The organism is Nocardioides soli, from assembly GCF_014191495.1.
Taxonomy (GTDB): domain Bacteria; phylum Actinomycetota; class Actinomycetes; order Propionibacteriales; family Nocardioidaceae; genus Nocardioides; species Nocardioides soli.
On record NZ_JACHWR010000001.1, the window covers coordinates 349,681 to 374,986 of the forward strand.

Here is a 25,306-nt window from a genome sequence, read left to right on the forward strand (position 1 = left end):
CCGCGCCTGGGGATCGCGCTGCCGGAAGGGCGCCTGTGGACGGAAGGTGGCCCGTCAGCCGGGGGCCGTCAGGACTTCGGGGGGTCGATCTCCGTCGGGCTGAGCTCCTCGACGTTGACGTCCTTGAACGTCAGTACCTTGACGTTCTTGGCGAAGCGTGCGGGGCGGTACATGTCCCACACCCACGCATCGCTCATCGACACCTCGAAGAACACGTCGCCGGCCTCGGTGCGCGCCTTCACGTCCACCTGGTTGCACAGGTAGAAGCGACGGTCGGTCTCGACGACGTACTTGAAGATGCCGACGACGTCGCGGTACTCCCGGTAGAGCGTCAGCTCCATCTCGGTCTCGTACTTCTCGAGGTCCTCCGCGCTCATGCTTCTCCGGGGTCCCCGCGGAAGGGCGCCGCCGCGCGCAGCGCCCCCGTCGCGCGCTTTCGTGGGGTGTTCACGACGCCGACTCTATCCCCGTGGGCTCGAGTCCGAGCTCGCCCACGCCGGGCTCCAGGCCCGCGGCCCGACGGACGTTGACGAACCGCATCCGGTGCACCGGCGAGGGCCCGTGCTCGGTGAGCGCCGCGGTGTGCACGTCGGTGATGTAGCCCTTGTGCGTCTTGAAGTCGTACGCCGGCCAGACCGCGTCGAGCTCGGTCATGATCCGGTCGCGGGTGACCTTCGCCAGCACCGACGCGGCGGCGATGCACGCGGCGACCCGGTCGCCCTTCCAGACCGCCAGGCCGGGTACGCCGAGCCCGTCGACCGGGAACCCGTCGGTCAGCACGTAGGCCGGCGGCAGCTCGAGCAGGGCGACCGCGCGCCGCAGCGCCTCGACGTTCGCCACGTGCATGCCGAGCCGGTCGCACTCGTCGTGGGACACCACCACCACCGACCAGGCGAGCGCCCGCTTCACGATCTGGTCGTAGCAGCGCTCGCGGGCCTTCTCGGTGAGCAGCTTGGAGTCCGCCAGCCCCGGCACGATGCCCGCCCTGCCCGGCGGCAGGATCGCCGCGCCCGCCACGAGCGGACCCGCGCAGGCGCCACGGCCGGCCTCGTCGACGCCGGCGATGTCCTCGATGCCGTGCCGACGGAGCGCACGCTCGTAGCCGTAGAGACCGGCGTCCCTGCGGACGGTGACTCCACGGGGCAGCTCGCTCACGGGACCATCACCCCCGGTCAGTCGGCGTCGGGCACGTCCGCGAAGGTGTCGGGACGGTGCAGGATCTTGAAGCGGTCACTGGGCCACAGCAGCACGAAGACCTTGCCGACCACGTCGTCGACGTCGACGTACGGATTCTTCGTGCAGTCGGTGTCCGTGGGTTTGCACATGTGGAACGACGAGTCCGCCGAGTTGTTGCGGTTGTCGCCCATCACGAAGACCTGGCCGTCGGGGATCGGCCCGACCTCCCAGTCCTTGCTGCAGTCGTTGACCATCGGGCCGTAGCAGTCGGCGCCGCCGAGGCGGGCGTAGTCCTTCTCGTCCAGTGGCTGGCCGTTGACCGTGAGCCGGCCCTGCTCGTCGCAGCACTTGATCACGTCGCCGGCCACGCCGATCACCCGCTTCACCAGGTGCCCGCCGGTCGGGTAGAGCCCGACCTTCGACAGCGCCTTGGCGACGGTGCCGGTCGGACCGGCGGCCTCCTCGCCGTTCAACCAGCCGCCCGGGTCCTTGAACACGACGACGTCGCCGCGCTCGGGGCCACCGAACCAGTACGACGGCTTCTCGACCAGGATCCGGTCGTTCTTCACCAGCCCGGGCTCCATCGACTCCGACGGGATGTAGAACGCCTGCACGAACAGCGCCTTGATCAGGATCGCCAGCACCAGCGCGATGCCGAGCAGCAGGATCGTCTCCTGCCAGACGGGCAGGTGCTTCTTCTGCTTCTTCTGCTTCGCGCCGTCGGGGCTAATCGGGGCGCCCGCAGGCCCCTCGTCGGGTGACTCCGCGTTCGCCGTGGGTTCGTCGGTGGTGCTCATGCCCTCGCCATCGTCGTCGGAAGCCACGCCCCAGGGTAAACGTAGCCCGGTGCCGAAGCGGGACCGCCGCGACCGAACCGGTCAGGACGCGTCCGGTACGTCGTCGAAGGTCGCCGGCCGGTGCAGGAACCCGAAGCGATCCACCGGCCAGGCCAGGACGAAGACCTTGCCGACCACGTCGTCGACGTCGACGTACGGGTCCTCGTCGCAGGCGGTGCCGATCGGTGCGCCGAGACACGCGTGGCGGCTGGAGTCGGCCGAGTTGCTGCGGTTGTCGCCCATCACGAAGACCCGCCCGTGGGGAACCGGCCCGACCCTCCAGTCGCAGGACGCCGACCCGCGTGGCATCGGGCCGTAGCAGTCGGCGCCGTCGAGGACGGCGTAGTCCTCCTCGTCGAGGGGTTGGCCGTTGACCATCAGGCGGCCCTGCTCGTCGCAGCACCTGATCACGTCGCCGGCCACGCCGATCACCCGCTTCACCAGGTGGCCCTCGGTCGGGAAGAGCCCGACCTTCGCGAGCGCTCTCGCCAGGGCCGACGGCGGCTCGCCCGGCGGCAGCCAGCCACCGGGGTCCTTGAACACGACGACGTCACCGCGCTCGGGGCCACCGAACCAGTACGACGGCTTCTCGACCAGGATCCGGTCGTTCTTCACCAGCCCGGGCTCCATCGAGGCCGAGGGGATGTAGAAGGCCTGCACGAACAGCGCCTTGACCAGGATCGCCAGCACCAGCGCGATGCCGAGCAGCAGGATCGCCTCCTGCCAGACCGGGAGCCGCCGGCCCCGGACGCGCGAGGACCGCGACCCCTCGTCGGGATCGCGGTCCTCGGAAGTCATCGCGGGGTCCCCGCGGAATCGTGCGCCGGAGGAGCGAAGCGGAGGAGGCCGCGATTCCGTGGGGTGCTCACGCGGGTGAGCGTAGCGCTCAGGCCTCGCGGCGCTCCTTGATCTTGGCCTTCTTGCCGCGGAGGTTGCGCAGGTAGTAGAGCTTCGCGCGGCGGACGTCACCACGGGTGACGACCTCGATCTGCTCGAAGATCGGCGAGTTCAGCGGGAAGGTCCGCTCGACGCCGACGCCGAAGGAGACCTTGCGGACGGTGAAGGTGCGGCCCACGCCGGCACCGTGGATGCGGATGACGACACCCTGGAACACCTGGATGCGGGACCGGTTGCCCTCGACGACCTTCACGTGCACCTTGACGGTGTCACCGGAGCGGAACTCCGGGAGGTCCGTGCGCTTGCTCGCGCTGCCGAGCTCGGCGATGACGTTGCTCATTGTCTCTCCTCGCGAGTGCCACAGGTCAGCCGCGGTGCGGGGATGGCATGCAGTTGGACGGCCCAGCCTGGTGGCCGGCGGCGCCACGCTCCCCCTGTGGCAGGAGGTGGTGCGGAACCCCGTCGAAGAGTTACTCCGGGCGATCCCTGTTTGACCGGCTGGACCGAGGGTCAAGTCTGCCACAGGGGCTCAGGGCCGGGAAATCCGCTTGGTCATCCGGACCACGCCCGGGGCGATCTCGCCGCGGAGCCGGTAGCCGGCCTTCCGGTAGATCCGCTGGTTGCGGGCGCTCCCGGCGCCCGTGAACAGTGCGTACGTCGTAGCCGCGGCGGGCGCCATCGCCTCGATCCGCTCCAGCAGCACGCGACCGAGGCCACGGCCGGCGAGGTCGGGGGCCACCATCAGCCGGCCGATCTCCCACAGGTCGTCGTCGAGGGAGGCGCGCACGGCGCCGACCAGGCGCCCCGCGGAGCGGGCGACCAGCACCGTGTCGCGCGCCAGCCACGCGCGTACGTCGTCGTGGGTCTCATGCAGCGCGGGGATCCGCACGCCGGGGTTGTCGTGCTCCTCGGCCACCCAGCAGGCCAGCTGCAGCACCAGCAGCTCACCGGAGTCGGCGAGCTCGGCGGGTCCGATCTCGACGTCGTCCATCAGCGTCGACGCCGCGACGAGGTCCGGTCGCCGCTGAGCCGTGCGCCGCACGGCCTGGTCGTGCCGCCACGCGGCGATCGCGGCGTGGTCGCCCGAGAGCAGCACCGGCGGCACGTCGTGCCCGCGCCACGAGGCGGGCTTGGTGAAGACGGGATACTCCAGCAACCCGTCCTCGTGCGACTCCTCCACGAGCGACGCGGCGTTGCCCATGAAGCCGGGGAGCAGGCGCACCACGGCCTCGGTGATCGCCAGCGCGGCGACCTCTCCCCCGTTGAGCACGTAGTCGCCGAGCGAGACCTCACACACCTCGGCCCGGGTGGCGACCTCGTCGACGACGCGCTGGTCGATGCCCTCGTAGCGCCCGCAGGCGAACACGATCCGCTCGCGGGTCGCCAGGTCGCGGGCGACCGCCTGCGTGAAGGGCCGCCCCGACGGCGTCGTGAACACGACCGTCGCCGGCCCCTCCGCCAGCAGCTCGTCGAACGCCTCGCCCCACGGCTCGGGCTTCATCACCATGCCCGCCCCGCCGCCGTACGGCGTGTCGTCGACGGTGCGGTGCCGGTCGTGGGTCCAGCCGCGCAGGTCGTGGACCCGGATGTCGACCAGTCCCTTCTCCCGGGCCCGGCCGGCGAGGGAGAGCTCCAGCGGGGCGAGGTACTCGGGGAAGATCGTGACGACGTCGATCCTCACGAGTCGTCCTCCGGCAGCGGCGTCACGAGGCCGGGCCGGTCGGCGATCACGACCCGGCGCGCAGCGAGGTCGACCTCGGGCACGAGCGCCTTCACGAACGGCACCAGCGCGTCCCGCCCGTCGGGCGTCCGCACGCTCAGCAGGTCCTGGGCGCCGCCGTGCACCAGGCCGGTGACCTCGCCGAGCCCGGCGCCGGAGACGTCGTACGCCGCCAGCCCGACCAGCTGGTGGTCGTAGTACTCGTCGGGGTCCTCGGGGGTCTCGTCAGCCGCGATCGTGGCGTGCAGCAGGATGCCTCGCGCCGCCTCGGCGGCGTTGCGGTCCGGGATCTCCTCGAAGCGCACCAGCAACACCGACTGGTGCCACTTGGTGCTCGCGACCGTGAGCGTCCGGAGCGTGGACGCCGACCCCTTCGGGGGCTGCACGGCGAAGACCGCACCGCGCGCGAAGCGTCGCTCCGGCTCGTCGGTGCGCACGTCGATCGTGACGTCCCCACGGATGCCGTGCGGCTTGCCGATCCGGCCCACCAGCACCTCGATGGTCTCCACGTGCTTCCTCTCAGAAATGCCGAACGGGTGCCGCCCCCTGAGGGCGACACCCATTCAAGCGGTCGAACGGCGCGTTCAGCGACGTCGGTCCACGTCGACGAAGTCGATCCGGGCACCGCCGCGTCCGGCGAGCGCCGAGATCACGGTGCGGAACGCCGTGGCGGTGCGACCGCCACGGCCGATCACCTTGCCCAGGTCGTCGGGGTGCACGCGCACCTCGAGGATCGACCCGCGGCGCAGCTGCTTGTCTCGCACGCTCACGTCGTCGGGGTTGTCGACGACACCGCGCACCAGGTGCTCGAGCGCCTCGGCGAGCATGGCGCTCAGGACTCGGCCTTCTCGGCCGCGTCGGCGTCGGACTGCTCCGCGGCCTCGGCCTGCTCGGCGGCGACCTCCGGGGTCTCGTCCGCGGGGACCGGGGCGGTCTCCTCGGCGGCCGGGGCCTCCTCGGCGGGCTTCTCGTCGGCCTTCTTCTTGGCCGCCGACTTCTTGGTGACCGCGTCGCCCTTGGGCTCGCTCGCGGCCTCCTTGAGCGCCTCGTTGAAGATCGCCAGCTTGTCCGGCTTGGCCTCGGCGACCTTCAGGGTGCCCTCGGTGCCGGTGTAGCCCTTGAACTTCTGCCAGTCGCCGGTGATGGTCAGGATCTTGGTGACGGCGTCGGAGGGCTGCGCGCCCACACCCAGCCAGTACGCGACCCGGTCGGAGACGACGTCGATGTACGACGGGTTCTCCTTGGGGTGGTACTTGCCGATCTCCTCGATGACCTTGCCGTCGCGCTTCTTGCGCGAGTCGACGACGACGATGCGGTACTGCGGCACCCGGACCTTGCCCAGGCGCTTCAAGCGGATCTTGACGGCCACGTTTGTGGTGTCTCCTCGGAAGTTGTGTGTGGTGAGGACCCGCGGACCGGGTGGGGACCAGGAGCGGTGTCCTCGATGGGCTCTGCGTCGTCCGGATGAGAGGGTCCGGGCGCGCAGGACTCAGCCGCCAAGTCTGCCAGACGCGACACCGGTCGAGAAAATCGGGCAGAGTCGGTCGCATGACCACGCCGCCGAGCCAGCCGCCGCCGTCGTACCCGGTGCCGTCGGGCTACCCGCCGGGCCAGCCGCCGCGTCCCCAGAAGTATCGCCCGAGCTGGGTGTGGTTCCTGGTCGGTGCCGGCCTGATCGTCGTCGGCGGGGTCGCCGCCGTCGGGCTGTTCATCTGGACCCTGGCGGCGTTCTTCACCACCGATGCCCGCGTGCCCATCGACGGCCGGCCGCACACCGTCACCGTCGACACCGACGGCGACCGGATGCTGTGGCGCTCCGACGACGTGTTCGACCCCGGCTGCCGGGTGGTCGACACGGCCACCGGCGAGGAGATCCGGCTGCGCCCCGTGACCAGCCAGTTCACCCGCGACACCGGTGACGGCGACTTCGTGGCGGCGTACCGCTTCGCTCCAGGCTCCGGAGAGCTCGAGGTCACCTGCAACGCGACGCCCGGCGCCAACCTCGGTTCCGAGGACCGGCTCGGCGATCCCGACGACCGCCAGGTGGTCATCGGGCCGGCCCCGACGGTCGGCGGCTTCGTCGGCGGGCTGATCGCGACGGTCGCGGTGGGCGGCCTGCTCGGGCTGCTGGGCCTGGCGACGCTGATCGTCAACGGCGTGCTCTGGGCGACCCGGCCGGCGCGGCCGAAGTCCTGACAGGACGCCGGATCGTTTGTGATACTCCGTCGCGTGTCTGATGCCTCGGGGAACGCGCGGCCGACCGCCCTGATCATCGAGGACGACCGCGACACCATCGACCTGCTGGAGGTCGTGCTGGCCCAGGCCGGCTTCGCCGTGCTCAGCGCCGGCGACGCGGCGACCGGCATCGCGCTCGCCCAGCAGCACCAGCCGGTGCTCGCCACCATCGACGTGACGATGCCCGAGATGGACGGCCTCGAGGCCACCCGGCGGATCCGCGAGTTCAGCTCGGCGTACATCGTCATCATCAGCAGCCGCTCCCAGGAGGCCGACATCCTCGCCGGCTTCGACGCCGGTGCCGACGACTACGTGCCCAAGCCGATCCGCCCGGTCGAACTGCGGGCCCGACTGGCCGCGGTCGCGCGCCGGCCGGTGACCGAGATCGTCGGCGGGACCGCCGAGACCGGCTGGGCGCCGGCGGCGGAGGACGCGGAGCGTTCGGCGTTCCTGCGCCAGGTCGCCGCCGGGCAGCCCGTCGGCGCCGAGCCGGAGCCCGACGACGAGGACACCGGGCACGACGGCCGCGAGGGCATGCTCGAGGTCGGCATGCGGTTCGTCGGCGGCTGGATCGAGTTCCGCGGGCTGCGGATCAATCCGGCGCGCGGCATCGTCGTCGTCGACGACCGCCTCGTCGACCTCCCGCAGGAGCAGGTCGACCTGCTGGAGGTCCTGATGTACGCCGGCAGCCGGACGCTGAGCGCCCGCCAGCTCGCACTGCGGATGCGTGGGCAGACCGAGCAGACGGCGACCACCACCCACCGCCAGGACGAGCGGTGGATCGACGCGCTGATGACGGGCCTGCGGCTGGGGGTCAAGGACGACGGCCCGCGGCCGCGCTGGTTCGCGGTGCTGCCCCGGAGCAAGTACCGCCTGGTCCGGCCGGCGGCTCCGTCAGCAGATCCGTCCGCGTAGCACGACACAGGCCGGGCGGAGCAGCACGGACAGGTCGGCCAGCGGATCGGCGTCGTAGACGACGAAGTCCGCCGGCGCGCCCTCGGCCAGGTCGGCGTTCCAGCCGAGCCACTCGCGGGCGCGCCACGACGCCGCGCCGAGCGCGTAGTCGCGCGGCAGCCCCATCGCGGCCAGCCCGATTACCTCGCCGGCCAGGTTGCCGTGGCGGCTGACCCCGCCGTTGTCGGAGCCCGCGTAGAGCGGCACCCCCGCGTCGTACGCCGCCATCAGCGTCTCGCGGCGGCGCACGAAGAGATCGGTCATGGTGCGGGAGTACGCCGGGAACCGCTCGCGCCCCGACCAGGCGTACTCGGGGAACTTCTCGGTCTGCATGACGGTCGGCACCAGCGCCACCTGCCGCTCGACCATCTGCGCGAGGTGGCTCTCGTCGAGGCCGGTGCCGTGCTCGATGCAGTCGATGCCGGCCGCCAGCACGCTGGTGAGGACGTCGCTGCCGAAGCAGTGGGCGGTCACCTTCGCGCCGTGCTCGTGGGCGACGCGGATCGCCGCCGCGAAGTCGTCGGCCGGGAACGATGGCATCAGGTCGCCGTCCTCGCGGGAGATCCAGTCACCCACCAGCTTCACCCAGCCATCGCCGCGCTGGGCCTCCTGGGCGACGTACGCCGCGAGGTCCGCCGGCTCGACCTCGTGGGCGTAGTCGCGCAGGTAGCGCTTGGTGCGCGCGATGTGTCGGCCGGCGCGGATCAGCCGCGGCAGGTCCTCGCGCTCCTGGATCCAGCGGGTGTCGACCGGGGACCCGCAGTCGCGGATCAGCAACGCGCCGCCGTCGCGATCCTCGATCGCCTGCTGCTCGGTCTCCTCGTCGCTGATCGCACCGTGCTCCCCCAGGCCGAGGTGGCAGTGGGCGTCGACCAGGCCGGGCACGATCCAGCCGTCGACCGCCCGCTCGGCACCGGCGACCGGCTCGTAGGTGATCGCGCCGTCCACGACGTACAGCTCACGGGGTTCGCCGTCGGGCAGGACCGGACCGGAGAACTTCAGTGCAGCAGCCATGCCCGGACGCTACCGCCTGCGGTGGCCGGCGCCGGCCCCGCCGTCCCACCGATCGCCGCACGCCGCCCAGGCCCGCGCGCGTCATCAGGGCCCCGCCTGAGCCGCTAGCAACAGCTTGTCGATGTCGCGCAGCGGCGCGGTCGGCTTGTGGTCACGGTCGGTGACGCGCTTACCGGGTTTGTGTGGTCGCCGTGGGTGGGGGTTACGGGGGGTGGTTGCGGCTGCTGGGCGGCTTGCGGTCTGCTCGGGTCGACCGGGTCGGCCCGGGTCAGGCGGCGGCGTATTCGATGACGAAGTCGGGGTAGTGGAGTTCGCGTCGGATCCGAGGTACGACGCGGCTGGGTGTGGGTGCGCGTGGTGCTGTTGATCGGATCGTGTGGCCGGTGGGCAGGGTGGTCTCGACGACGTGCTGATCGGGTGGCCCGGCCAGTGGTCTGGCTCGCCAGCCGGGGGCTTGTTTGGTGTGGTTGCACTGCTCGCACAGGCCTTGGCCGTTGATCGCGGAGGTGGGGCCACCGTCGGCGTGGTCGGTGATGTGGTCGTGGTGGCGGACCGGGGCGTTGCACCAGGGGGTGCGACAGGTCTGGTCGCGGAGCTCGAGGAACAGGCCGAGGGCCTTGGGGAACGCCCGGGCCTTCGATTCCATCGCGACGAGGGTGCCGGTCTCGGGGCGGGCGTAGAGCCGCCGCAGCGCCACCCGCGCCACCCGCGCCGCCTGCGCGTGGGCGAGGGCGGTGGCGGTGAGGTGACGGGCGTGGTCGGCGGTCAGGGGGCCGTAGCCGGTGAGCCAGGCGGGCTGGTGTCCGCCGGCGAGGAGGGTGTGGTCGGAGACGGTCAGGTTGATCGTGACCGGGACCGCCTCCGCGGTGGCTTGTCCGGTGATCAGGGTGACGAGGGTGTCGGTCATCACCTGCCGGCGTGATCTCGGGTCGCCTTGGGCACGGGCGGAGTCGGCGGCCCGGGTCAGGGTGGCGTAGACGGCGACGCCCTGGGCGACCGGGAGCAGTACCGAGAGCCGGGCCATCGTGTCCGGCGCGGGCCGCAGGCTCACGTGCCGGTCGGCCTCCGCCTTCGCGCGGCGGTCGACCACCGCGGCCGGATCCAGACCGGCGACCAGCGCCCGGGTCTGCGCGATCAGGCGTCGGTCGCCCCACCCCTCGAACCGATACGCGCCCTGGTTGTCGGGGGCGCAGAGCTCGGCGTCCACGCGGGCCCGGTGTCCGGGCTGGAGGCAGGCGGTCTCCCGGGCGATCAGGATCGCCCGCCACTCCGACACCACCCCGGCCGCCAGGGCGGCCTCGGTGTGCGGGAGCTCGGTCAGGGCGTGCGCGAACCCCAACAACCGCGTGCCACGGGCGGGGGACTCCCGGCGGGCGTAGGCCACCAGACCGGGCACGTCCCGCCCCCGCCGCGCGACCGGCACCCCCTGGTCGGCGTGCCGGGCCCTCACACGGGCATCCAGTGCCCGGGTCAACCGCGCCTGGACCGCGCAGGCGCGGGCCTTGGCGTCCTCGAGGGCGCGGATCGCGTCCACCAGCTCCGCCTCGCTCATCCCCGACACATCGGACACGTCACCGGCCCGGAGGTCGGTGACGGGAGCGCTGGCCATGCCTCATTCTATCGAACAATTGTTCGATCACACAAGGGGTTGGGCGGCGAATTCCGCCCAGGTTCGGAGTGGTTTCGAGACAGGCGCTAGCGCGCCTTCCTCAACCACCGTGCTCGGCGGGAGGCTCGGCGACGGTGGTTGAGGAGGTTGCGCTAGCAACCGTCTCGAAACCCACGCACCCACCGCGGATGCCGACACTCCCCGCGGGACTGGTGGTTTCGAGACAGGCGCTAGCGCGCCTTCCTCAACCACCGTGGGCGCGCCTTCCTCAACCACCGTGGGCGCGCCTTCCTCAACCACCGGGCGCGCGCCTTCCTCAACCACCGGGCGCGCGCCTTCCTCGACCACCCGATCGCCGCGCCGGCTACGCGGCGACGAGCTCGGGCTGCCGGGCGACGTGCAGGGCGGCCTGGAGCCGCCGCTGCGCGGTGAGGACCAGGACGAACGCGACCGCCATCGCAACGACGGTGACCGCGAAGGCCGCGGTGTGGCCGTGCTGGTCGGCGAGCCGGCCGGCGATGGTGGAGCCGACGGCGTAGCCGAGGCCGGTGGCGCTGGCGAGCACCGTCATCGCGGTGGCGACGCGGGCGGGCGCGACGACCCGCTCGGCGAGGGTGAACACGCCGATCATGAAGGGCGCGACCGCGCAGCCGAGCACCGCCACGACCGCGATCAGCGCCGGCAGGCCGTCGACCAGCAGCAGCGGGAACGAGAGCACGAAGAGCGCGCTGACCGCGCCGAGGATCCGCCGCTCCGGGCCGATCCGCTCGGGGATGAACGCGGTAGCGATGCCCGCGACGGCGCTGCCGACCCCGAGGGTGGCGTGCACGAGTCCGGCGACACCCGGCTGACCGGCGGCGGTGGCCAGCACCGTCGTGCCGGTCTGGGTCGCACCGAAGAGGGTGCCGATCAGCAGCTGGGCGCTGACCAGCACCACGAGCACCGGGGTCAGCAGCCGCCCGGTCGGCAGCGCGGCGCCCGCACCACGATGGGTCCGCGCGGTGCGGTGCAGCGCGAACGCCGTACCGAAGACCGCGAGCATCGCGGCCGCGAGGAGCAGCGCACCACCGGGCGAGATCACGACGACCCCGAGGCCCACGAGGGCCGGGCCGATCGCGAACGACGCCTCGTCGGCGGCGCCCTCGTAGGAGAACGCGACATCGACGAGGCGGCGCTGCTGACCGCCGGTGCGCGCCGTGATCGGCCGCCAGCGCACCCGGGCCAGCGGCCCGACCTGGGGCATCGTGAGCCCGGCGAGGGCGGCGACCGCGACGACGGTCGCCGGCGCCGCGTCGGCGTGCACCAGGGCGACGAGCAGCGTCAGCGAGGCGGCGCCGGCCAGCGACTGGACGAGCACCACGTGGCGCTGGCCGAGCCGGTCCGCGAGCGAGCCCGCGATCGGGGCGCCGACGGCGTTCGCGACGGCGAGGGCGCCGGCGGAGAGTCCGCCGAGGCCGTAGCTGCCGGTCGCGCCGGCGACCAGGAGCAGGGTGCCCAGCTGACTCATCGCGAGCGGCAGGCGGGCGACGAACGCGACGACGACGTACGTCGGACCCGCGAGCTCGAAGAGCCGCCGGTAGGAGGCGAGGGGTGACACGGGAGGGGCCTTTCGGGTCGCGTCGAACGACGCGCCGAACCCACCTCCAAGACGCGTGAAACCCTGAACTGGCTCCAGTCTAGGGCTCCGACCGGCCGAAGGCCGATTCCGGGCCGCTACAACTGGTCGAGCAGCCAGGACGGACTGAGCGCCTGCGCGCCCACGCCTCCGACCCGGGACTGCAGGAAGCGGTCCGCGGTCACGACCACCACCCGGTCGCCCCGCTCCGCGGCGCGCTGCGCCTCGGCGACGATCGTGTCGTCGCCGACGCCCTTCGCATGGACGGTGCGCACGTGTCCGTCGCGCCCGGCGCGCACCCCACCCTTGGCCTGGCCCTCGAGGACGAGCACGATCTCGTCGTACGCCGTGTCGGCCACGAGCAGCGACTCGTGCAGCCGGCGGGCCGCGCCGGCGCGGTCCTTCCACCAGCCGTCCGGCCGGCTGCCGACGACGTTGGCGGCGTCGACGATGAGGACCTGGGTCACTTGAGGTACTTGGAGAAGTCCTTGGGCAGGTTGAGCGCCGCGGCGGCCTTCTCGTAGTCGACCGGCTCGTCGCCGCCGGCGGGCGTGCCGAACGGGTTGCCGCCGCTGGCGGCCTTCTCCTTCTCCGCGGCGGCCTGCTGGGCGGCCTTGGCCGGGTTGCCGGAGACCCGCTTGCCCTTGCCCTTCTTGGCCTGCTGCTTGGCCTTCGAGCGCTTGCCGCCCATGCCGGGCATGCCCGGCATCCCGGGCATGCCGCCGCCCTTGGCCAGCGACTGCATCATCTTGCGCGCCTCGAAGAAGCGGTCGACGAGCTGGTTGACGTCGGAGACCTGCCGGCCCGAGCCACGTGCGATGCGCGCCCGGCGGGAGCCGTCGATGAGCTTGGGGTTGGCCCGCTCGGCCGGCGTCATCGACTGGATGATCGCCTGGATGCGGTCGATCTCGCGCTCGTCGAAGTTCTCGAGCTGGTCACGGAACTGCCCCATCCCGGGCAGCATCCCCATGATCTTCGACATCGAGCCGAGCTTGCGGACCTGCTGCATCTGCTCGAGGAAGTCGTCGAGGGTGAAGTCGCCGGTCTGCAGCTTGCCGGCGGCCTTCGCGGCCTGCTCGGCGTCGAAGGTCTTCTCGGCCTGCTCGATGAGCGTCATGACGTCGCCCATGTCGAGGATGCGCGAGGCCATCCGGTCGGGGTGGAAGAGGTCGAAGTCGGTCATCTTCTCGCCGTTGGAGGCGAACATGACCGGCTTGCCGGTGATCGACGCGATCGACAGCGCGGCACCACCGCGGGCGTCGCCGTCGAGCTTGGTGAGCACGACGCCGTCGTACCCGACGCCGTCGAGGAACGCCTGGGCCGTGCTGACGGCGTCCTGACCGATCATCGCGTCGACGACGAAGAGCACCTCGTCGGGCTGGACGACATCGCGGATGTCGGCGGCCTGCTTCATCATCTCGGCGTCGACGCCGAGGCGGCCGGCGGTGTCGACGATGACGACGTCGTGCAGGGTGCGCTTGGCCTCCTCGACCGCGTCGCGGGCGACCCGCACCGGGTCCCCGACGCCATTCCCGGGCTCGGGGGCGAAGACCTTGACGCCGACCCGCTCGCCGTTGACCTGGAGCTGGTTGACGGCGTTCGGCCGCTGGAGGTCGGCGGCGACCAGCAGCGGGCTCTTGCCCTGCTCCTTGAGCCAGAGCGCGAGCTTCGCGGCCAGCGTCGTCTTGCCGGCACCCTGGAGGCCCGCGAGCATGATCACGGTCGGGCCGGACTTGGCGTAGCGCAGCCGGCGGGTCTCGCCGCCGAGGATCGCGACGAGCTCCTCGTTGACGATCTTGACGATCTGCTGGGCGGGGTTCAGCGCCTGGCTGACCTCCTCGCCGCGAGCCCGCTCCTTGACCGCGCCGACGAACTCCTTGACCACCGGAAGGGCGACGTCGGCCTCGAGCAGCGCGATCCGGATCTCGCGGGCGGTGGCGTCGATGTCGGCCTCGGAGAGCCGACCCTTCCCGCGGAGGTTCTTGAAGGTGTCGGCGAGCCGGTCGGAGAGTGTCGCGAACAAGTGCTGTCCTGAGGTGCTGGAGGGGTGCCTGGACGGTCGGATGCAGAGGCCAAGCCTAACCGGGCGGCCCTCGCGGGCCGTACGCTGGCGGCATGGTGCTCGTGCTGGTGGCCGTCGCGGTGCTGCTGGCGGGCGGCGCCCTCGTCGTGTGGGCCGGTACTCGCATGATCAACACCGCTGCCGACAGCGGGGCCGGTGCGGGAGTCGCGTTCGGCGCCGCCTTCGAGGCGTTCGACCCGGCCCGGGCGCGCGCCGACGAGGACCTCGAGAGCCGCAGGCAGATGGGCGAGGTGCTGCCCACGCCCGACCCGGAGCACCCGGTCTGGAACGTGGACCTCCAGCGCAACCAGGTCAGGATCCCGCGACCGCGCTGAGCGCCGCCCGCACCGCGTGCGCCGCCTGGGCGGCCCGCACGTCACCGAGCACCCCGGCAGCGGCCTCCTGCAGGTAGAACACGTCGACCGCCTGCGGTCCCAGCGTGTCGACGTGCGCCGACCTGACGGCGATGTCGAGGCCCGCCAGCGCGGCACAGACCAGGTGGACGGTGCCCGGCCGGTCGGCGGTGCGCACCTCGAGCACGGTCGCGCGCGCCGACGCCTCGGGCCGGACGACGACGGTCGGCTCGAGCGCGGCGGTCTGCTCGGCCCGGCGCAGGCTGACGGCCGAGTCGAGGCGGCCGGCGACGATCGCCTCGTAGCGCTGCCGGAGCACCGCGGGGTCCAGGCCGGTCGCGTCGACCTCCCACACCGACACGGCGTACTGGTCCTGGGCCCAGGCCCGCGCGGCCCGCACCGGAACTCGCTGGAGCGCGAGCACCGCCGCGACGTCGGCCAGCAGCCCCACCCGGTCGGGCGCGATCACCCGGACCCGGGTGCCGTCCGGCAGGTCCTCGACCGTGATCGACACTGCGCCACGGCGTACCTCGTCGGGGACGGGTACGTCGGAGGTGACCGGCGGCGGCACTCCCCCGGTGTCGATCGCCGCCCGGGTCCGGCACGCCAGGCCGCGGACCAGGCCCCCGCGCCACGACGACCACACCTTCGGCGCGGTCGCCTTCGCATCCGCCTCGGTGAGCGCGAGCAGCAGGTCGAGCGCCTCGACGCTCCCGACCCGCTGCGCGACCAGCTCGGCCGTCGCGGGGTCGTCGACGTCCCGGGTCGTCGCAGTCTCCGAGAGCAGCAGGTGCCAGCGCACCAGCCGGGCGACCAGGTCGACGGCGTCGGGACCGAACCCCATCCGCGCGGCGATCTCGCGGGCCACCGGTTCCCCCGCGACGCTGTGCGCGGTGAGGCCGCCCTTGCCGATGTCGTGCAGCAGGGCGCCGACCACCAGCACGTCGGGCCGGCCGACCCGGCGGATCAGCGCCGACGCCTCGACACACGTCTCGACGACGTGCCGGTCGACGGTGAAGCGGTGGATCGGCGACGCATGCGGCAGCAGGCGCAGCCGCTCCCACTCGGGCAGGATCCGGGCCAGCGCGCCGGTCTCGTCGAGCGTCTCCCACACCGCGAGCAGTCCGCGCCCCGAGGCGAGCAGCCGGACCATCAGCTGCCGCGCCTCCGCCGGCCAGGGCGTCGGCAGCGGGGCGGCCTCGCGGGCCAGGCGCGCCGCGGTCGGCGGAGCGAGCACGACGTCGCGCTCGGCCGCCAGCGCCGCGGCCCGCAGCAGCAGGAGTGGGTCGTCCCCCGGCCGGGCGGCGCCAGTCAGCACCACCTCGCCGCCGGAGAGCGCCACCCCCGCCGCGAGCGGCGCGAGCTCGGGGCGGCGGCCGGCCGCGGTGCGCGCCGGTCGCGCCAGGGCCGCGTCGACGCGCCGCCAGGTCAGGTGCGAGAGGTGCGCGATCCGCCGTCCGAGCTCGCGGACCCGCACCTGCGCCGCCGGTGCGTCGGCGAGGCCCAGACCCCGGGCGAGGTCGGCCCACTGCTCCGGGTCGAGCCGATCCCCCGCCCGGCCCGCGACCTCGTGGAGGACGTCGCGCACGTCGAGCATCGCCTGCCGGGCCCGCTCGAGCTCGACGTGCGGCACGTCGACCAGCCAGGTGGCGACCAGCGCCTTCAGCACCGTGGCGTCGCGCAGCCCGCCCTCGGCCTCCTTGAGGTCGGGCACGGACAGGTGGGCGACCTCGCCGACCCGCTGGTGCCGCGCCTGCACCAGCTCTCGGAGCGCCGGCAGCCGGTCCCGGGCTCCGCGTCGCCAGTCGGCGAGCACGGTGGTGCGCAGCCGCAGCGTCAGTCCGGCGTCGCCGGCGAGGTGGCGGAGGTCGAGCAGCCCCAGCGCGACCCTCAGGTCGGCCCCGGCCGCCGCCCGCGCCTCCGGCAGGGTGCGCACGGCGTGGTCGAGCCTCGAGCCGGAGTCCCACAGCGGATACCAGACCCGCTCCGCGACCGCCCGCACGTCCACGCCGTCGTCGGCCACGAGCAGCACGTCGAGGTCGGAGTACGGCGCCAGCTCGCCGCGTCCGTAGCCGCCGACGGCCACCAGGGCGGCGCCGGCGTCCGGGCCCGCACTCGCGCGGTAGGCCGCCACGCATCGCGCGTCGGCCTCGGCGGTACGCCGGGCGCGCCCCGCGGCCGTCAGAGCGCCGCCTCTCCCCGGTCGCCCGTGCGCACCCGGACCACGGTGTCGACCGGCTGCACCCAGACCTTGCCGTCGCCGATGCGGCCGGTCTGAGCGGACTTGACCACGATCCCGACCACGTCCTCGGCCGCCTCGTCCTCGACGACGATCTCGATCCGGATCTTGGGCACCAGCGCGATGTCGTACTCCGCGCCCCGGTAGACCTCGGTGTGGCCCTTCTGCCGGCCGTAGCCGCTGACCTCGCTGACGGTCATCCCGGCGACGCCGAAGGTCTCCAGCGCCTCCCGGACGTCCTCCCACTTGTGCGGCTTGATCACCGCGGTCACGAGCCTCATGCGTTGGCTCCTTCGGTGATCGTGCTCTTGGCCAGGACCGACGGGGTGGTGGCGGTGCCGGCGCCGAGCCCGCCGTGCAGGTCGTACGCCGACTCGCCGTGCTGGTCGCTGTCGATGCCGTCGACCTCGGCCTCGTCGGAGACCCGCCAGCCGATCGTCAGCTTGATGGCGTAGGCGATGACCGTGGTGAACACCGCCGACCACGCGATCGCGATGGCGGCCGCCATCACCTGATCGCCCAGCGGCCCGAAGCCGCCGCCGTACAGCAGCCCGTCGATGCCGCCCGGGGCGGCGGAGGAGGAGACCAGGCCGATCAGCACGGTGCCGACGATGCCGCCCACGAGGTGCACGCCGACGACGTCGAGCGAGTCGTCGAGACCGAACCGGAACTTCAGGCCGACCGCCCAGGCGCACAGGCCGCCCGCGACGGCGCCGATGAGGATCGCGCCCGGGATCTCGACCGCGCCGCAGGACGGCGTGATCGCGACCAGGCCCGCGACGATGCCGGAGGCGGCGCCGAGCGAGGTCGCCTTGCCGTGCAGCACCTGCTCGACCAGCAGCCAGGCGAGCATCGCGGCGCAGGTGGCGACCGTGGTGTTCAGGAAGGTCACGCCGGTCTCGGAGTAGAACTGCGCGAGGATCTCCTCGTCGGTCGCGCCGGTGAAGACGATCGAGCCGACGTTGAAGCCGTACCAGCCGAACCACAGGAGGCCGGCGCCGAGCATCGTCAGCGTCAGGTTGTGCGGCCGCATCGGCTCCTTGCCGAAGCCGATCCGCTTGCCGACGACCAGCGCCAGCACCAGGGCCGCGACCCCGGCGTTGATGTGGACGACGGTGCCGCCCGCGTAGTCCTGCGCACCGAAGTGCTCGGAGATGAAGCCGCCGCCCCAGACCATGTGGCCGATCGGGAAGTAGCTCAGCGTGACCCACAGCGGCAGGAACACGATCCAGGCCGACAGCTTCACGCGGTCGGCGATGGCGCCGGAGATCAGCGCCGAGGTGATGGCGGCGAAGGTCATCTGGAACATCACCGCGACGTAGCCGTCGGAGGCGACGCCGTCGAGGCCGAACAGGTCGAAGGGGTTCGCGAAGAGCCCACCCACGTCGTCGGGGCCGAACGTCATCGACCAGCCCCACAGCACGTACACGATGCCGACGACGCCCACCGCGACGTACGACATCATCATCATGTTCAGCACGGACTTCGAGCGGCTCATGCCGCCGTAGAAGAGCGCCAGCGCCGGCACGGTCATCATCAGGACGAGGGCCGTCGCCACCAGCATGAAGGCGTAGTAGCCGTCCACAGAACCTCCAGGGATCGCATCTCGGGAGGGGCGGGTACGGCGACGACCGCGCTGTCGGCTCCCGGAGCCCGCCCATTGGCCAACACCCTCGGCGGCGTACGTTTCGGCGCGCGCCGCGCCATGTTGCGGTCAGGAAACGAGTGCCCCGGTTTGTTACACCGCTGTTTCCCGCACCGGCGGCCCACCCGGTACGCGATGCCCACCCATCCGTAGAATGCGCGCCATGTCCGCCGCCGACCCGCCGTCGAGGGTCCTCGCAATCGTCCCGGCGTGGAACGAGCAGGACGCCGTGGGCCATACCGTGGCGGTGCTGCGCGAGACCCACCCGACGCTCGACGTGCTCGTCGTCGACGATGGCTCCGGTGACCGCACCGCGGCGGTCGCGGAGGCGGCCGGTGCGCAGGTCGCCCGCCTGCCGTTCAACCTGGGCGTCGGCGGCGCGATGCGCGCGGGCTACCGCTACGCGATCCGGCACGGGTACGACGCCGCGGTGCAGGTCGACGCCGACGGCCAGCACGACCCGGCGTTCCTGGATCAGCTGCTCGACGGGCTGCGAGACGCCGACGTGGTCATCGGCGCCCGGTTCGCCGGCGAGGGTGACTACAAGGTCGGCCTGCTGCGCGGCGTTGCGATGCGGGTGCTCGCCGGGACCCTCAGCCGGATGACCCGCCAGCGGCTCACCGACGTGACGAGCGGGTTCCGGGCGGCCAACCGCCGCGCGATGACGGTGTTCGCCGTGCACTACCCCGCGGAGTACCTCGGCGACACCGTCGAGTCCCTGGTCATCGCCCACCGCACCGGCTGCCGGATCACGCAGGTCCCCGTGGCCATGCGGCCGCGCGCCGCCGGTCAGCCCAGCCAGTCGCCGCTGCGTGCGGCCCTCTACCTCGGCCGCGCCGTGGTCGCCCTCTGCCTGGCGCTGGTGCGTCCCTGGCCGACCGGCCTCGAGCTGCCTCCCCCGGAGCAAGCGTGAGCGCCAACTACATCCTCGGGATCCTCGGGTCCCTGGTCACCCTGGTCGCGCTCTTCGAGCTGATGCGGCGGCGCCGGCTGCGCGAGAAGTACGCCGTGCTGTGGGTCACCGTCTCGCTCGGCCTGGTCCTGATCGCGCTGGTCCCCTCTCTGCTGCCGGCGCTGGCCGATCTCGTCGGCGTCGCCGTGCCGGCCAACCTGCTGTTCTTCGTGGCCAGCGTGGTGCTGATGCTGGTGAGCATGCAGCACAGCAACGAGCTTGGCCGCCTCGAGGAGGAGACCCGGACGCTCGCCGAGGAGGTCGCCCTGCTCCGGCTGGACCTGGAGCAGCGCACCTCGCCGCCCGAGTCGGCGCCGGGTTCCCAGGCGGAGTGACTAGCCCAACAGCGCGTCGACGAACGCCCCGGGGTCGAAGGGGGCCAGGTCGTCGGCCCCCTCGCCGAGCCCGACCAGCTTGACCGGGACGCCCAGCTCGCGCTGCACCTGGACGACGATGCCGCCCTTGGCGGAGCCGTCGAGCTTCGTGAGCACGATGCCGGTGACGTCGACGACCTCGCTGAAGACGCGGGCCTGGATCAGGCCGTTCTGACCGGTGGTGGCGTCGAGGACCAGCAGCACCTCGGTGACCGGCGCCTGCTTCTCGATCACCCGCTTGACCTTGCCGAGCTCGTCCATCAGGCCGGCCTTGTTCTGCAGCCGGCCGGCGGTGTCGACGATCACGGTGTCCGCGCCGGTGTCGAGGCCCTCCTTGACCGCCTCGAACGCGACGCTCGCCGGGTCGGTGCCCTCGGCTCCGCGGACCACGTCGACGCCGACGCGCTCGCCCCAGGTGGCCAGCTGCTCCACGGCGGCGGCGCGGAAGGTGTCGGCGGCGCCGAGCACCACGGTGCGGTCCTCGGCGACCAGGATCCGGGAGACCTTGCCGACCGTGGTGGTCTTGCCCGAGCCGTTGACGCCGACCACGAGCACCACCCCGGGCCTGCCCTCGGCGCCGCTCACCTGGAGGCGGCGGTCCATGCCGGCGTCGACCAGGGTCAGCAGCTCCTCGCGGAGCACCGCACGCGCGTCCTCGCCGCCCTCCACCCGCAGGCGGGTGCGCAGCTTCTCGACCAGCTCCTGGGTGGGCGCGACGCCCACGTCGGCGGTGAGCAGGGTGTCCTCGATCGACTCCCAGGTGTCCTCGTCGAGGCGGTCCCGGGAGAGCAGGGCGAGCAGGCCGCGGCCGAGCCCGCTCTGCGAGCCGGCCAGACGCTGGCGCAGCCGGACCAGCCGGGACGCCGTGCCGTCGGGTCGCTCCAGCGCAGGCGCGGGCGGCTCGGCGGGAGCGGCCGGGGCCTCTGCCTCGACCGGGATCTCGGCCGGCGCCTCCGTAGTCGGTGCCGCAGTCGGTGCCGCAGTCGGCGCGGGGGGCGGGGGCGGGGTGCGCAGGCCCGGGGCCGGCGCCGGCGGCGCCGACGGCGTACGCCGGGCCCGGCCGACGACGAGTCCGACGACGAGCGCGACCGCCAGGACGGCGATCGCGATGACGAGATAGAGCCAGTCACCCATGGGCTCAATCCAACCAGAGCAGGTGGCGCGGTCCGTCAGTGGCGCTGCTCGGCGTCTCCGTGCTCACGAGGCGGGTCGAGGGCGAAGACCTTCTCGTCCTCCTCTGCGAGGACGGGCGCGGCGTCGACGGCCCGGGCCATCGCGTCGCCGAGCCAGGGCGCCGCCGGCATCTGCTCGCCGCGGTGGGGGTAGGCGACGTACGCCGCCACCAGTCCGGCCACCAGCAGGATCAGGACCATCACCACGACGACAGTGAGCACACGCACCTCCCGAGTCAGACGAACGCCCACGGCGTACCCGCGGCACCACCGTGCCACACGACGGGCGGCCCTCCGCAATCAGACGCGCAGCAGTCGCTCGACTGCGGCGCGGATCACGTCGGGCATCGGCGTGGCGGGGCGGGCCGGGTCGGTGTTGTCGACGTAGACGTGCACGAAACGCCCCTCGGCCGCGGCCGCGGCCCCCTCGCGCACGGGGTCACCCTGGAAGAGCCCGATCCGGTAGACGACGCTCGATCGGCCCACCTTGTCGACGACCAGTCCGGTCTCGATCGGCGCCGGGAAGCCGAGCTCGCGGAAGTAGCGGCAGCCGGTCTCGGCCACGACGCCGACCTGGGGAAGCGCCCGGATGTCGGTGCCGGTCGCCTCGTAGAGGTAGGCGTTGACCGCCGTGTCGAACAGCTCGTAGTAGGTCGCGTTGTTGAGGTGCCCGTAGGCGTCGTCGTCGCGCCACCGGGTCGTGACGGTCCGCCACGCCACGTAGTCGGACCGGGTGGGACGGTCGCTCACGCGCTCTCCGCCTCGCGAAGCCGCTGGCTGATCACCGCCGAGACGCCGTCGCCGCGCATGGTCACGCCGTAGAGGGCGTCGCCGACCTCCATGGTGCGCTTCTGGTGGGTGATGACCAGGAGCTGGGAGTTCTCGCGCAGCTCCTCGTAGATCTCCAGCAGGCGACCGAGGTTGGTGTCGTCGAGGGCGGCCTCGACCTCGTCGAGGATGTAGAACGGCGACGGCCGGGCCTTGAAGAGCGCGACCAGGAACGCGACCGCCACCAGCGAGCGCTCGCCGCCGGAGAGCAGCGAGAGCCGCTTGACCTTCTTGCCCGGCGGACGGGCCTCGACCTCGACCCCGGTGGCGAGCATGTCGCCGGGGTCGGTCAGCACCAGGCGGCCCTCGCCGCCCGGGAAGAGCCGCGCGAAGGTCGCGTCGAAGGCCCTGCTCACGTCGGCGTACGCCTCGGTGAAGACCTGCTCGACGCGCTCGTCGACCTCGCGGACGATGTCGAGCAGGTCCTTGCGGGTCTTCTTCAGGTCCTCGAGCTGCTCGGAGAGGAACTGGTGGCGCTCCTCCATCGCCGAGAACTCCTCCAGCGCCAGCGGGTTGACCCGGCCGAGCTCGCGCAGCGCGCGCTCGGCGGTGCGCAGCCGCTTCTGCTGCTCCTCGCGGACATACGGGTACGTGGCGGGCTGGCCGCCGTCGGCGAGGTCCAGCGTCTCGGCGTCGGCCTCGGGCCCGTCGGTCGCGGCCGCGTCCGGGGAGCTCGTCGCGGCGGGGTCGAACAGCCGCGGGACGGGCACGTCGGGGCCGTACTCGGCGATCAGCGCGTCGGCGTCGATGCCGAGCTCCTCGATCGCCTTCTCCTCGAGCTGCTCGATGCGCATCCGCCGCTGGGTGCGGGCGACCTCGTCGCGGTGGACGGAGCTGACCAGCTCGTCGTGCTCCTTGCCGAGGTCGCGGAGCTGGGTCCGGACGTCCCGGAGGTCCTGCTCGCGGCCGCTGCGGGACTGCTCGACGGCGGCCCGGGCCTCGGCGGCGCGCCGGATCGAGATCTCCAGCCGGGCCAGCACGTAACCCACCGCGACGCCGACCGCCTCGGCGGCCCGGCCCTCGCGGATCAGCCGCTCGCGACGTTCGGCCGCCTGGGCCCGGGCCGCGCGCTCCTTCTCGGCCGCCCGCAGCAGCGCGTCGGCGCGGCCGTGCAGCGCGCGGGCCCGCTCCTCCGAGGTGCGCAGCGCCAGCCGGGCGTCCATCTCGCCCTGGCGGGCGCCGCGGGCGGCCTCGACGAGCTGCTCGCGGGCGGTGGTGTCGGGCTCCTCCTCGGGCGCCTCCTCCGCGGACGCGAGGCGCTGCTCGAGATCGGCGAGGCCGGACACGGCCTGCACCCGGGCCTCCTCGGCCTTCGCGATCGCCTGGGCCAGCCGCTCGGCCTCGCCGCGGGCGGCACGGGCCTGCGAGCCGAACTGGCCGAGTTCCTCGGCGACGGCGGCCAGCGTGGCGTCGGACTCGTGGAGCTTCGCGAGCGCGACGTCGACCCGCTTGTGCGCCTCGAGCCGCTCGCTCTCCAGCCGCGACATCTCGAAGCCGAGGCGCTCGGAGGAGGCGATCGTCTCGGCGAGCTGCTGCGCGGCCTCGTCGACGGCGGCCTGGACCTCGATCAGGCTGGGCTGGCTGCCGGAGCCGCCGGCCGCGAAGTGGGTGCCGATCAGGTCGCCCTCGCGGGTCACGGCGGTGACGTCGGGCAGGGCGGCCACGAGCGAGCGGGCCGCCGCCAGGTCGTCGACGACCGCGACCCTGAGCAGCAGCCGGGTGAGCGCGGGGCGGACCTCGCCGGGGCACTCGACGACGTCGACGGCGTACTCGGCGCCCGGCGGCAGCGCGGGCCAGTCGCGCGGCTGGTCGGGCGCGCCGCCGAGCAGCATCCCGGCCCGGCCGAGGTCGGCGCCCTTGAGGTGCTCGATGGCGCGTACGGCGGCGCCGGCGTCGGCCACGGCCACCGCGTCGGCCGCGGAGCCGAGCGCCTGGGCGACGGCGGTCTCGAAGCCCACCCGCACGCTGAGCAGCGCGGCGACCGAGCCGAGCAGTCCCGAGACCTCGTCGCTGGCCGCGAGCAGCGCACCCGCGCCGTCCTTGCGGTTGAGGCCGAGCTCGAGCGCGTCCTTGCGGGCGGCGAGCGCGGAGCGGTCGCGGTCGGCCTGGAGCGCCTCGTCACGCGCCTTGGCGAGCCGCTCCTCGACGTCGTCGAGGCCGGCCGAGGCCGCCTCGTGCTCGGCGTCGAGACCCTCCTCGCCGGCGTCGAGGCCGGCGACCTTGGTCTCGAGCGCGGTGAAGTCGCGCTGGGCCCGCTCGGCCCGGGCCACGGCCTCCTCGCGGGCCAGGCTCAGCCGGCCGACCTCCTCGTCGGCGGCGGCCGCCCGCTGGCGCAGCGCGTTGACCTGACCGTTGAGCCGGGCCAGGCCCTCGCGGCGGTCGGCGGCGGCCCGCTGCAGCGCGGCGATCTTGCGGTCCTCCTCGGCGGCGGCGTCCTCGGCGCCCCGGCGAGCGGTCACGGCCTCCTCGAGCGCGACCCGGTGGGCGTCCACCTCGGCGGCGATCCGCTCCTCATGCTCGCGCACCTGCGCCGCCTCGGCCTCGAGCTGGTCGGGGTCGCGGCCCGAACGCGCCTCTTCCACGTCGCGGGTGCCCGCGGCGTTGCGCACGCGCTCGGCCGCCAGCGACTGGGTGCCGCGGAGCCGCTCCTTGAGCCCGGAGAGCGCGAACCAGGTCTCCTGGGCCTGCGCCAGGGCGGGCAGGTCCTCGCGGAGTGCGGCCTCAAGGGCGGTCTCGCGCTCGCGGCCGGCCGCGATCTCGGCCTCGACCTGCTCACGGCGGGTGACCAGGATCGACTCGTCGGCCAGCTCCTGCTCCAGCGAGGTGCGGGCGACCGTGAGGTCGTCGGCGAGCAGCCGGGCGCGGGCGTCGCGCACATCGGCCTGCACGGTGGCCGCCCGCCGCGCGACCTCGGCCTGGCGGCCGAGCGGCTTGAGCTGGCGGCGGATCTCCACGAGCAGGTCGCCCAGGCGGGCGAGGTTGCCCTCGGTGGAGTCGAGCTTGCGGAGCGCCTTCTCCTTGCGCTTGCGGTGCTTGAGGACGCCGGCGGCTTCCTCGATGAAGCCCCGGCGGTCCTCGGGCGTCGCGTGCAGGATCGTGTCGAGCTGGCCCTGCCCCACGATCACGTGCATCTCGCGGCCGATGCCGGAGTCGGAGAGCAGCTCCTGGACGTCGAGCAGCCGGCACGAGTTGCCGTTGATGGCGTACTCCGACCCGCCGCTGCGGAACATCGTGCGGCTGATCGTGACCTCGGAGTACTCGATCGGCAGCGCGCCGTCGGCGTTGTCGATGGTCAGCACGACCTCGGCCCGCCCGAGCGGCGGCCGGCCCGAGGTGCCGGCGAAGATGACGTCCTCCATCTTGCCGCCGCGCAGCGACTTGGCCCCCTGCTCGCCCATCACCCAGGCGAGCGCGTCGACGACGTTCGACTTGCCGGAGCCGTTGGGACCCACGATGCAGGTGATGCCGGGCTCGAGCTGGAGCGTGGTCGAGGAGGCGAAGGACTTGAACCCCTTGAGGGTCAGGCTCTTCAGGTACAACGTCGGGCTCCCAGCTGGTCGGTTCCGCGGACACTGAGGTCGGAGGCTGCATCATCGCAGCCGACCCAGGGGAAGCTCAGCCTGGC

At 73.0% G+C, this 25,306-nt stretch carries 26 protein-coding genes and 1 pseudogene; 5 read left to right on the plus strand and 22 right to left on the minus strand.

Annotated features, from left to right (window positions below):
• Positions 1-68: 68 nt before the first annotated feature.
• From FHU40_RS01670 to rpsP, 10 genes and pseudogenes are all read right to left on the minus strand, one after another.
• Entirely contained in the window at positions 69-377 is a 309-nt protein-coding gene (locus FHU40_RS01670; RefSeq protein WP_183590558.1) for a DUF2469 domain-containing protein, read from the minus strand.
• 70 nt (positions 378-447) lie between these two features.
• Positions 448-1,155 (minus strand): ribonuclease HII, encoded by a 708-nt coding sequence (locus FHU40_RS01675; protein ID WP_183590559.1) that lies wholly within the window; start codon positions 1,153-1,155, stop codon positions 448-450.
• 17 nt (positions 1,156-1,172) lie between these two features.
• A complete protein-coding gene (lepB, locus tag FHU40_RS01680) occupies positions 1,173-1,973 on the minus strand; it encodes a signal peptidase I (protein ID WP_183590560.1) in 801 nt (266 codons plus the stop codon).
• Positions 1,974-2,054: 81 nt separating this feature from the next.
• A complete protein-coding gene (gene lepB / locus FHU40_RS01685) occupies positions 2,055-2,810 on the minus strand; it encodes a signal peptidase I (RefSeq protein WP_183590561.1) in 756 nt (251 codons plus the stop codon).
• Positions 2,811-2,898: 88 nt separating this feature from the next.
• On the minus strand, positions 2,899-3,249 hold the full coding sequence (gene rplS / locus FHU40_RS01690; RefSeq protein ID WP_183590562.1) for a 50S ribosomal protein L19: 351 nt from the start codon (positions 3,247-3,249) through the stop codon (positions 2,899-2,901).
• Positions 3,250-3,438: 189 nt separating this feature from the next.
• On the minus strand, positions 3,439-3,900 hold the full coding sequence (locus tag FHU40_RS28755; protein ID WP_252275383.1) for a GNAT family N-acetyltransferase: 462 nt from the start codon (positions 3,898-3,900) through the stop codon (positions 3,439-3,441).
• A gap of 18 nt (positions 3,901-3,918) precedes the next feature.
• Positions 3,919-4,590 (minus strand): annotated as a pseudogene (gene trmD / locus FHU40_RS28760) (tRNA (guanosine(37)-N1)-methyltransferase TrmD); the annotation flags it as partial.
• A complete protein-coding gene (gene rimM / locus FHU40_RS01700) occupies positions 4,587-5,138 on the minus strand; it encodes a ribosome maturation factor RimM (protein ID WP_343057671.1) in 552 nt (183 codons plus the stop codon). The pseudogene trmD and the gene rimM, both read right to left, overlap by 4 nt.
• 75 nt (positions 5,139-5,213) lie before the next feature.
• Entirely contained in the window at positions 5,214-5,456 is a 243-nt protein-coding gene (locus FHU40_RS01705; protein WP_183590565.1) for an RNA-binding protein, read from the minus strand.
• 5 nt (positions 5,457-5,461) lie between these two features.
• Positions 5,462-5,998: a 30S ribosomal protein S16 gene (rpsP, locus tag FHU40_RS01710; protein ID WP_183590566.1), complete on the minus strand. Its 537-nt coding sequence runs from the start codon at positions 5,996-5,998 to the stop codon at positions 5,462-5,464.
• Positions 5,999-6,177: 179 nt separating this feature from the next.
• Here rpsP and FHU40_RS01715 point away from each other — a divergent pair, with 179 nt between their 5' ends.
• Together FHU40_RS01715 and FHU40_RS01720 are read left to right on the plus strand one after the other, a co-directional pair.
• Complete coding sequence (locus FHU40_RS01715; RefSeq protein ID WP_183590567.1) at positions 6,178-6,825, plus strand: hypothetical protein; 648 nt, start codon at positions 6,178-6,180, stop codon at positions 6,823-6,825.
• A gap of 33 nt (positions 6,826-6,858) precedes the next feature.
• Complete coding sequence (locus FHU40_RS01720; RefSeq protein WP_183590568.1) at positions 6,859-7,779, plus strand: response regulator; 921 nt, start codon at positions 6,859-6,861, stop codon at positions 7,777-7,779.
• On the opposite strand, the gene FHU40_RS01725 is transcribed toward FHU40_RS01720, so the two are convergent.
• The 5 genes from FHU40_RS01725 to ffh form a co-directional block, all read right to left on the minus strand.
• A complete protein-coding gene (locus tag FHU40_RS01725) occupies positions 7,759-8,832 on the minus strand; it encodes an amidohydrolase family protein (protein WP_183590569.1) in 1,074 nt (357 codons plus the stop codon). The two genes, FHU40_RS01720 and FHU40_RS01725, sit on opposite strands and share 21 nt — an antisense overlap.
• Positions 8,833-9,100: 268 nt before the next feature.
• Complete coding sequence (locus FHU40_RS28765; RefSeq protein WP_221199483.1) at positions 9,101-10,441, minus strand: HNH endonuclease signature motif containing protein; 1,341 nt, start codon at positions 10,439-10,441, stop codon at positions 9,101-9,103.
• Between the two features lie 364 nt (positions 10,442-10,805).
• The gene (locus tag FHU40_RS29285) at positions 10,806-12,038 is read right to left on the minus strand and encodes an MFS transporter (protein WP_183590570.1); all 1,233 of its coding nucleotides are present in this window, start codon (positions 12,036-12,038) and stop codon (positions 10,806-10,808) included.
• A 116-nt stretch (positions 12,039-12,154) separates the two neighbouring features.
• Positions 12,155-12,523, minus strand: coding sequence for an NYN domain-containing protein (locus FHU40_RS01740; RefSeq protein ID WP_183590571.1), 369 nt, complete (start codon positions 12,521-12,523; stop codon positions 12,155-12,157).
• Positions 12,520-14,079 carry a signal recognition particle protein gene (ffh, locus tag FHU40_RS01745; protein ID WP_183590572.1) on the minus strand — a complete coding sequence of 520 codons (1,560 nt, stop codon included), beginning with the start codon at positions 14,077-14,079 and terminating at the stop codon, positions 12,520-12,522. Before ffh ends, FHU40_RS01740 begins: the two co-directional genes overlap by 4 nt.
• 92 nt (positions 14,080-14,171) lie before the next feature.
• On the opposite strand from ffh, the gene FHU40_RS01750 reads away from it, so the two are divergent.
• Positions 14,172-14,453, plus strand: a complete 282-nt coding sequence (locus tag FHU40_RS01750) for a hypothetical protein (RefSeq protein ID WP_183590573.1) — start codon at positions 14,172-14,174, stop codon at positions 14,451-14,453.
• Here FHU40_RS01750 and FHU40_RS01755 read toward each other — a convergent pair.
• The 3 genes from FHU40_RS01755 to FHU40_RS01765 are packed head-to-tail and all read right to left on the minus strand — an operon-like array spanning position 14,431 to position 18,295.
• Positions 14,431-16,605: a [protein-PII] uridylyltransferase gene (locus FHU40_RS01755; protein WP_183592289.1), complete on the minus strand. Its 2,175-nt coding sequence runs from the start codon at positions 16,603-16,605 to the stop codon at positions 14,431-14,433. The genes FHU40_RS01750 and FHU40_RS01755 overlap by 23 nt on opposite strands.
• A gap of 47 nt (positions 16,606-16,652) precedes the next feature.
• Positions 16,653-16,991, minus strand: a complete 339-nt coding sequence (locus FHU40_RS01760; RefSeq protein WP_183590574.1) for a P-II family nitrogen regulator — start codon at positions 16,989-16,991, stop codon at positions 16,653-16,655.
• Entirely contained in the window at positions 16,988-18,295 is a 1,308-nt protein-coding gene (locus tag FHU40_RS01765) for an ammonium transporter (protein WP_343057674.1), read from the minus strand. The genes FHU40_RS01760 and FHU40_RS01765 overlap by 4 nt, the downstream gene beginning before the upstream one ends.
• A gap of 223 nt (positions 18,296-18,518) precedes the next feature.
• Between FHU40_RS01765 and FHU40_RS01770 the strand changes: the two genes are divergently transcribed.
• Positions 18,519-19,268 (plus strand): glycosyltransferase family 2 protein, encoded by a 750-nt coding sequence (locus FHU40_RS01770; protein WP_221199484.1) that lies wholly within the window; start codon positions 18,519-18,521, stop codon positions 19,266-19,268.
• Positions 19,265-19,642, plus strand: a complete 378-nt coding sequence (locus tag FHU40_RS01775; RefSeq protein ID WP_183590576.1) for a DUF2304 family protein — start codon at positions 19,265-19,267, stop codon at positions 19,640-19,642. Before FHU40_RS01770 ends, FHU40_RS01775 begins: the two co-directional genes overlap by 4 nt.
• Here the strand turns inward: FHU40_RS01775 and ftsY are convergent, their stop codons facing one another.
• The 4 genes from ftsY to smc all read right to left on the minus strand — a co-directional run bounded on the left by ftsY (position 19,643) and on the right by smc (position 25,220).
• The gene (gene ftsY / locus FHU40_RS01780; protein WP_183590577.1) at positions 19,643-20,815 is read right to left on the minus strand and encodes a signal recognition particle-docking protein FtsY; all 1,173 of its coding nucleotides are present in this window, start codon (positions 20,813-20,815) and stop codon (positions 19,643-19,645) included.
• Between the two features lie 35 nt (positions 20,816-20,850).
• Positions 20,851-21,081: a hypothetical protein gene (locus FHU40_RS01785; protein WP_183590578.1), complete on the minus strand. Its 231-nt coding sequence runs from the start codon at positions 21,079-21,081 to the stop codon at positions 20,851-20,853.
• A gap of 72 nt (positions 21,082-21,153) precedes the next feature.
• Positions 21,154-21,603: a thioesterase family protein gene (locus tag FHU40_RS01790; RefSeq protein WP_183590579.1), complete on the minus strand. Its 450-nt coding sequence runs from the start codon at positions 21,601-21,603 to the stop codon at positions 21,154-21,156.
• Positions 21,600-25,220 carry a chromosome segregation protein SMC gene (smc, locus tag FHU40_RS01795; RefSeq protein ID WP_183590580.1) on the minus strand — a complete coding sequence of 1,207 codons (3,621 nt, stop codon included), beginning with the start codon at positions 25,218-25,220 and terminating at the stop codon, positions 21,600-21,602. The genes FHU40_RS01790 and smc overlap by 4 nt, the downstream gene beginning before the upstream one ends.
• Positions 25,221-25,306: the final 86 nt, after the last annotated feature.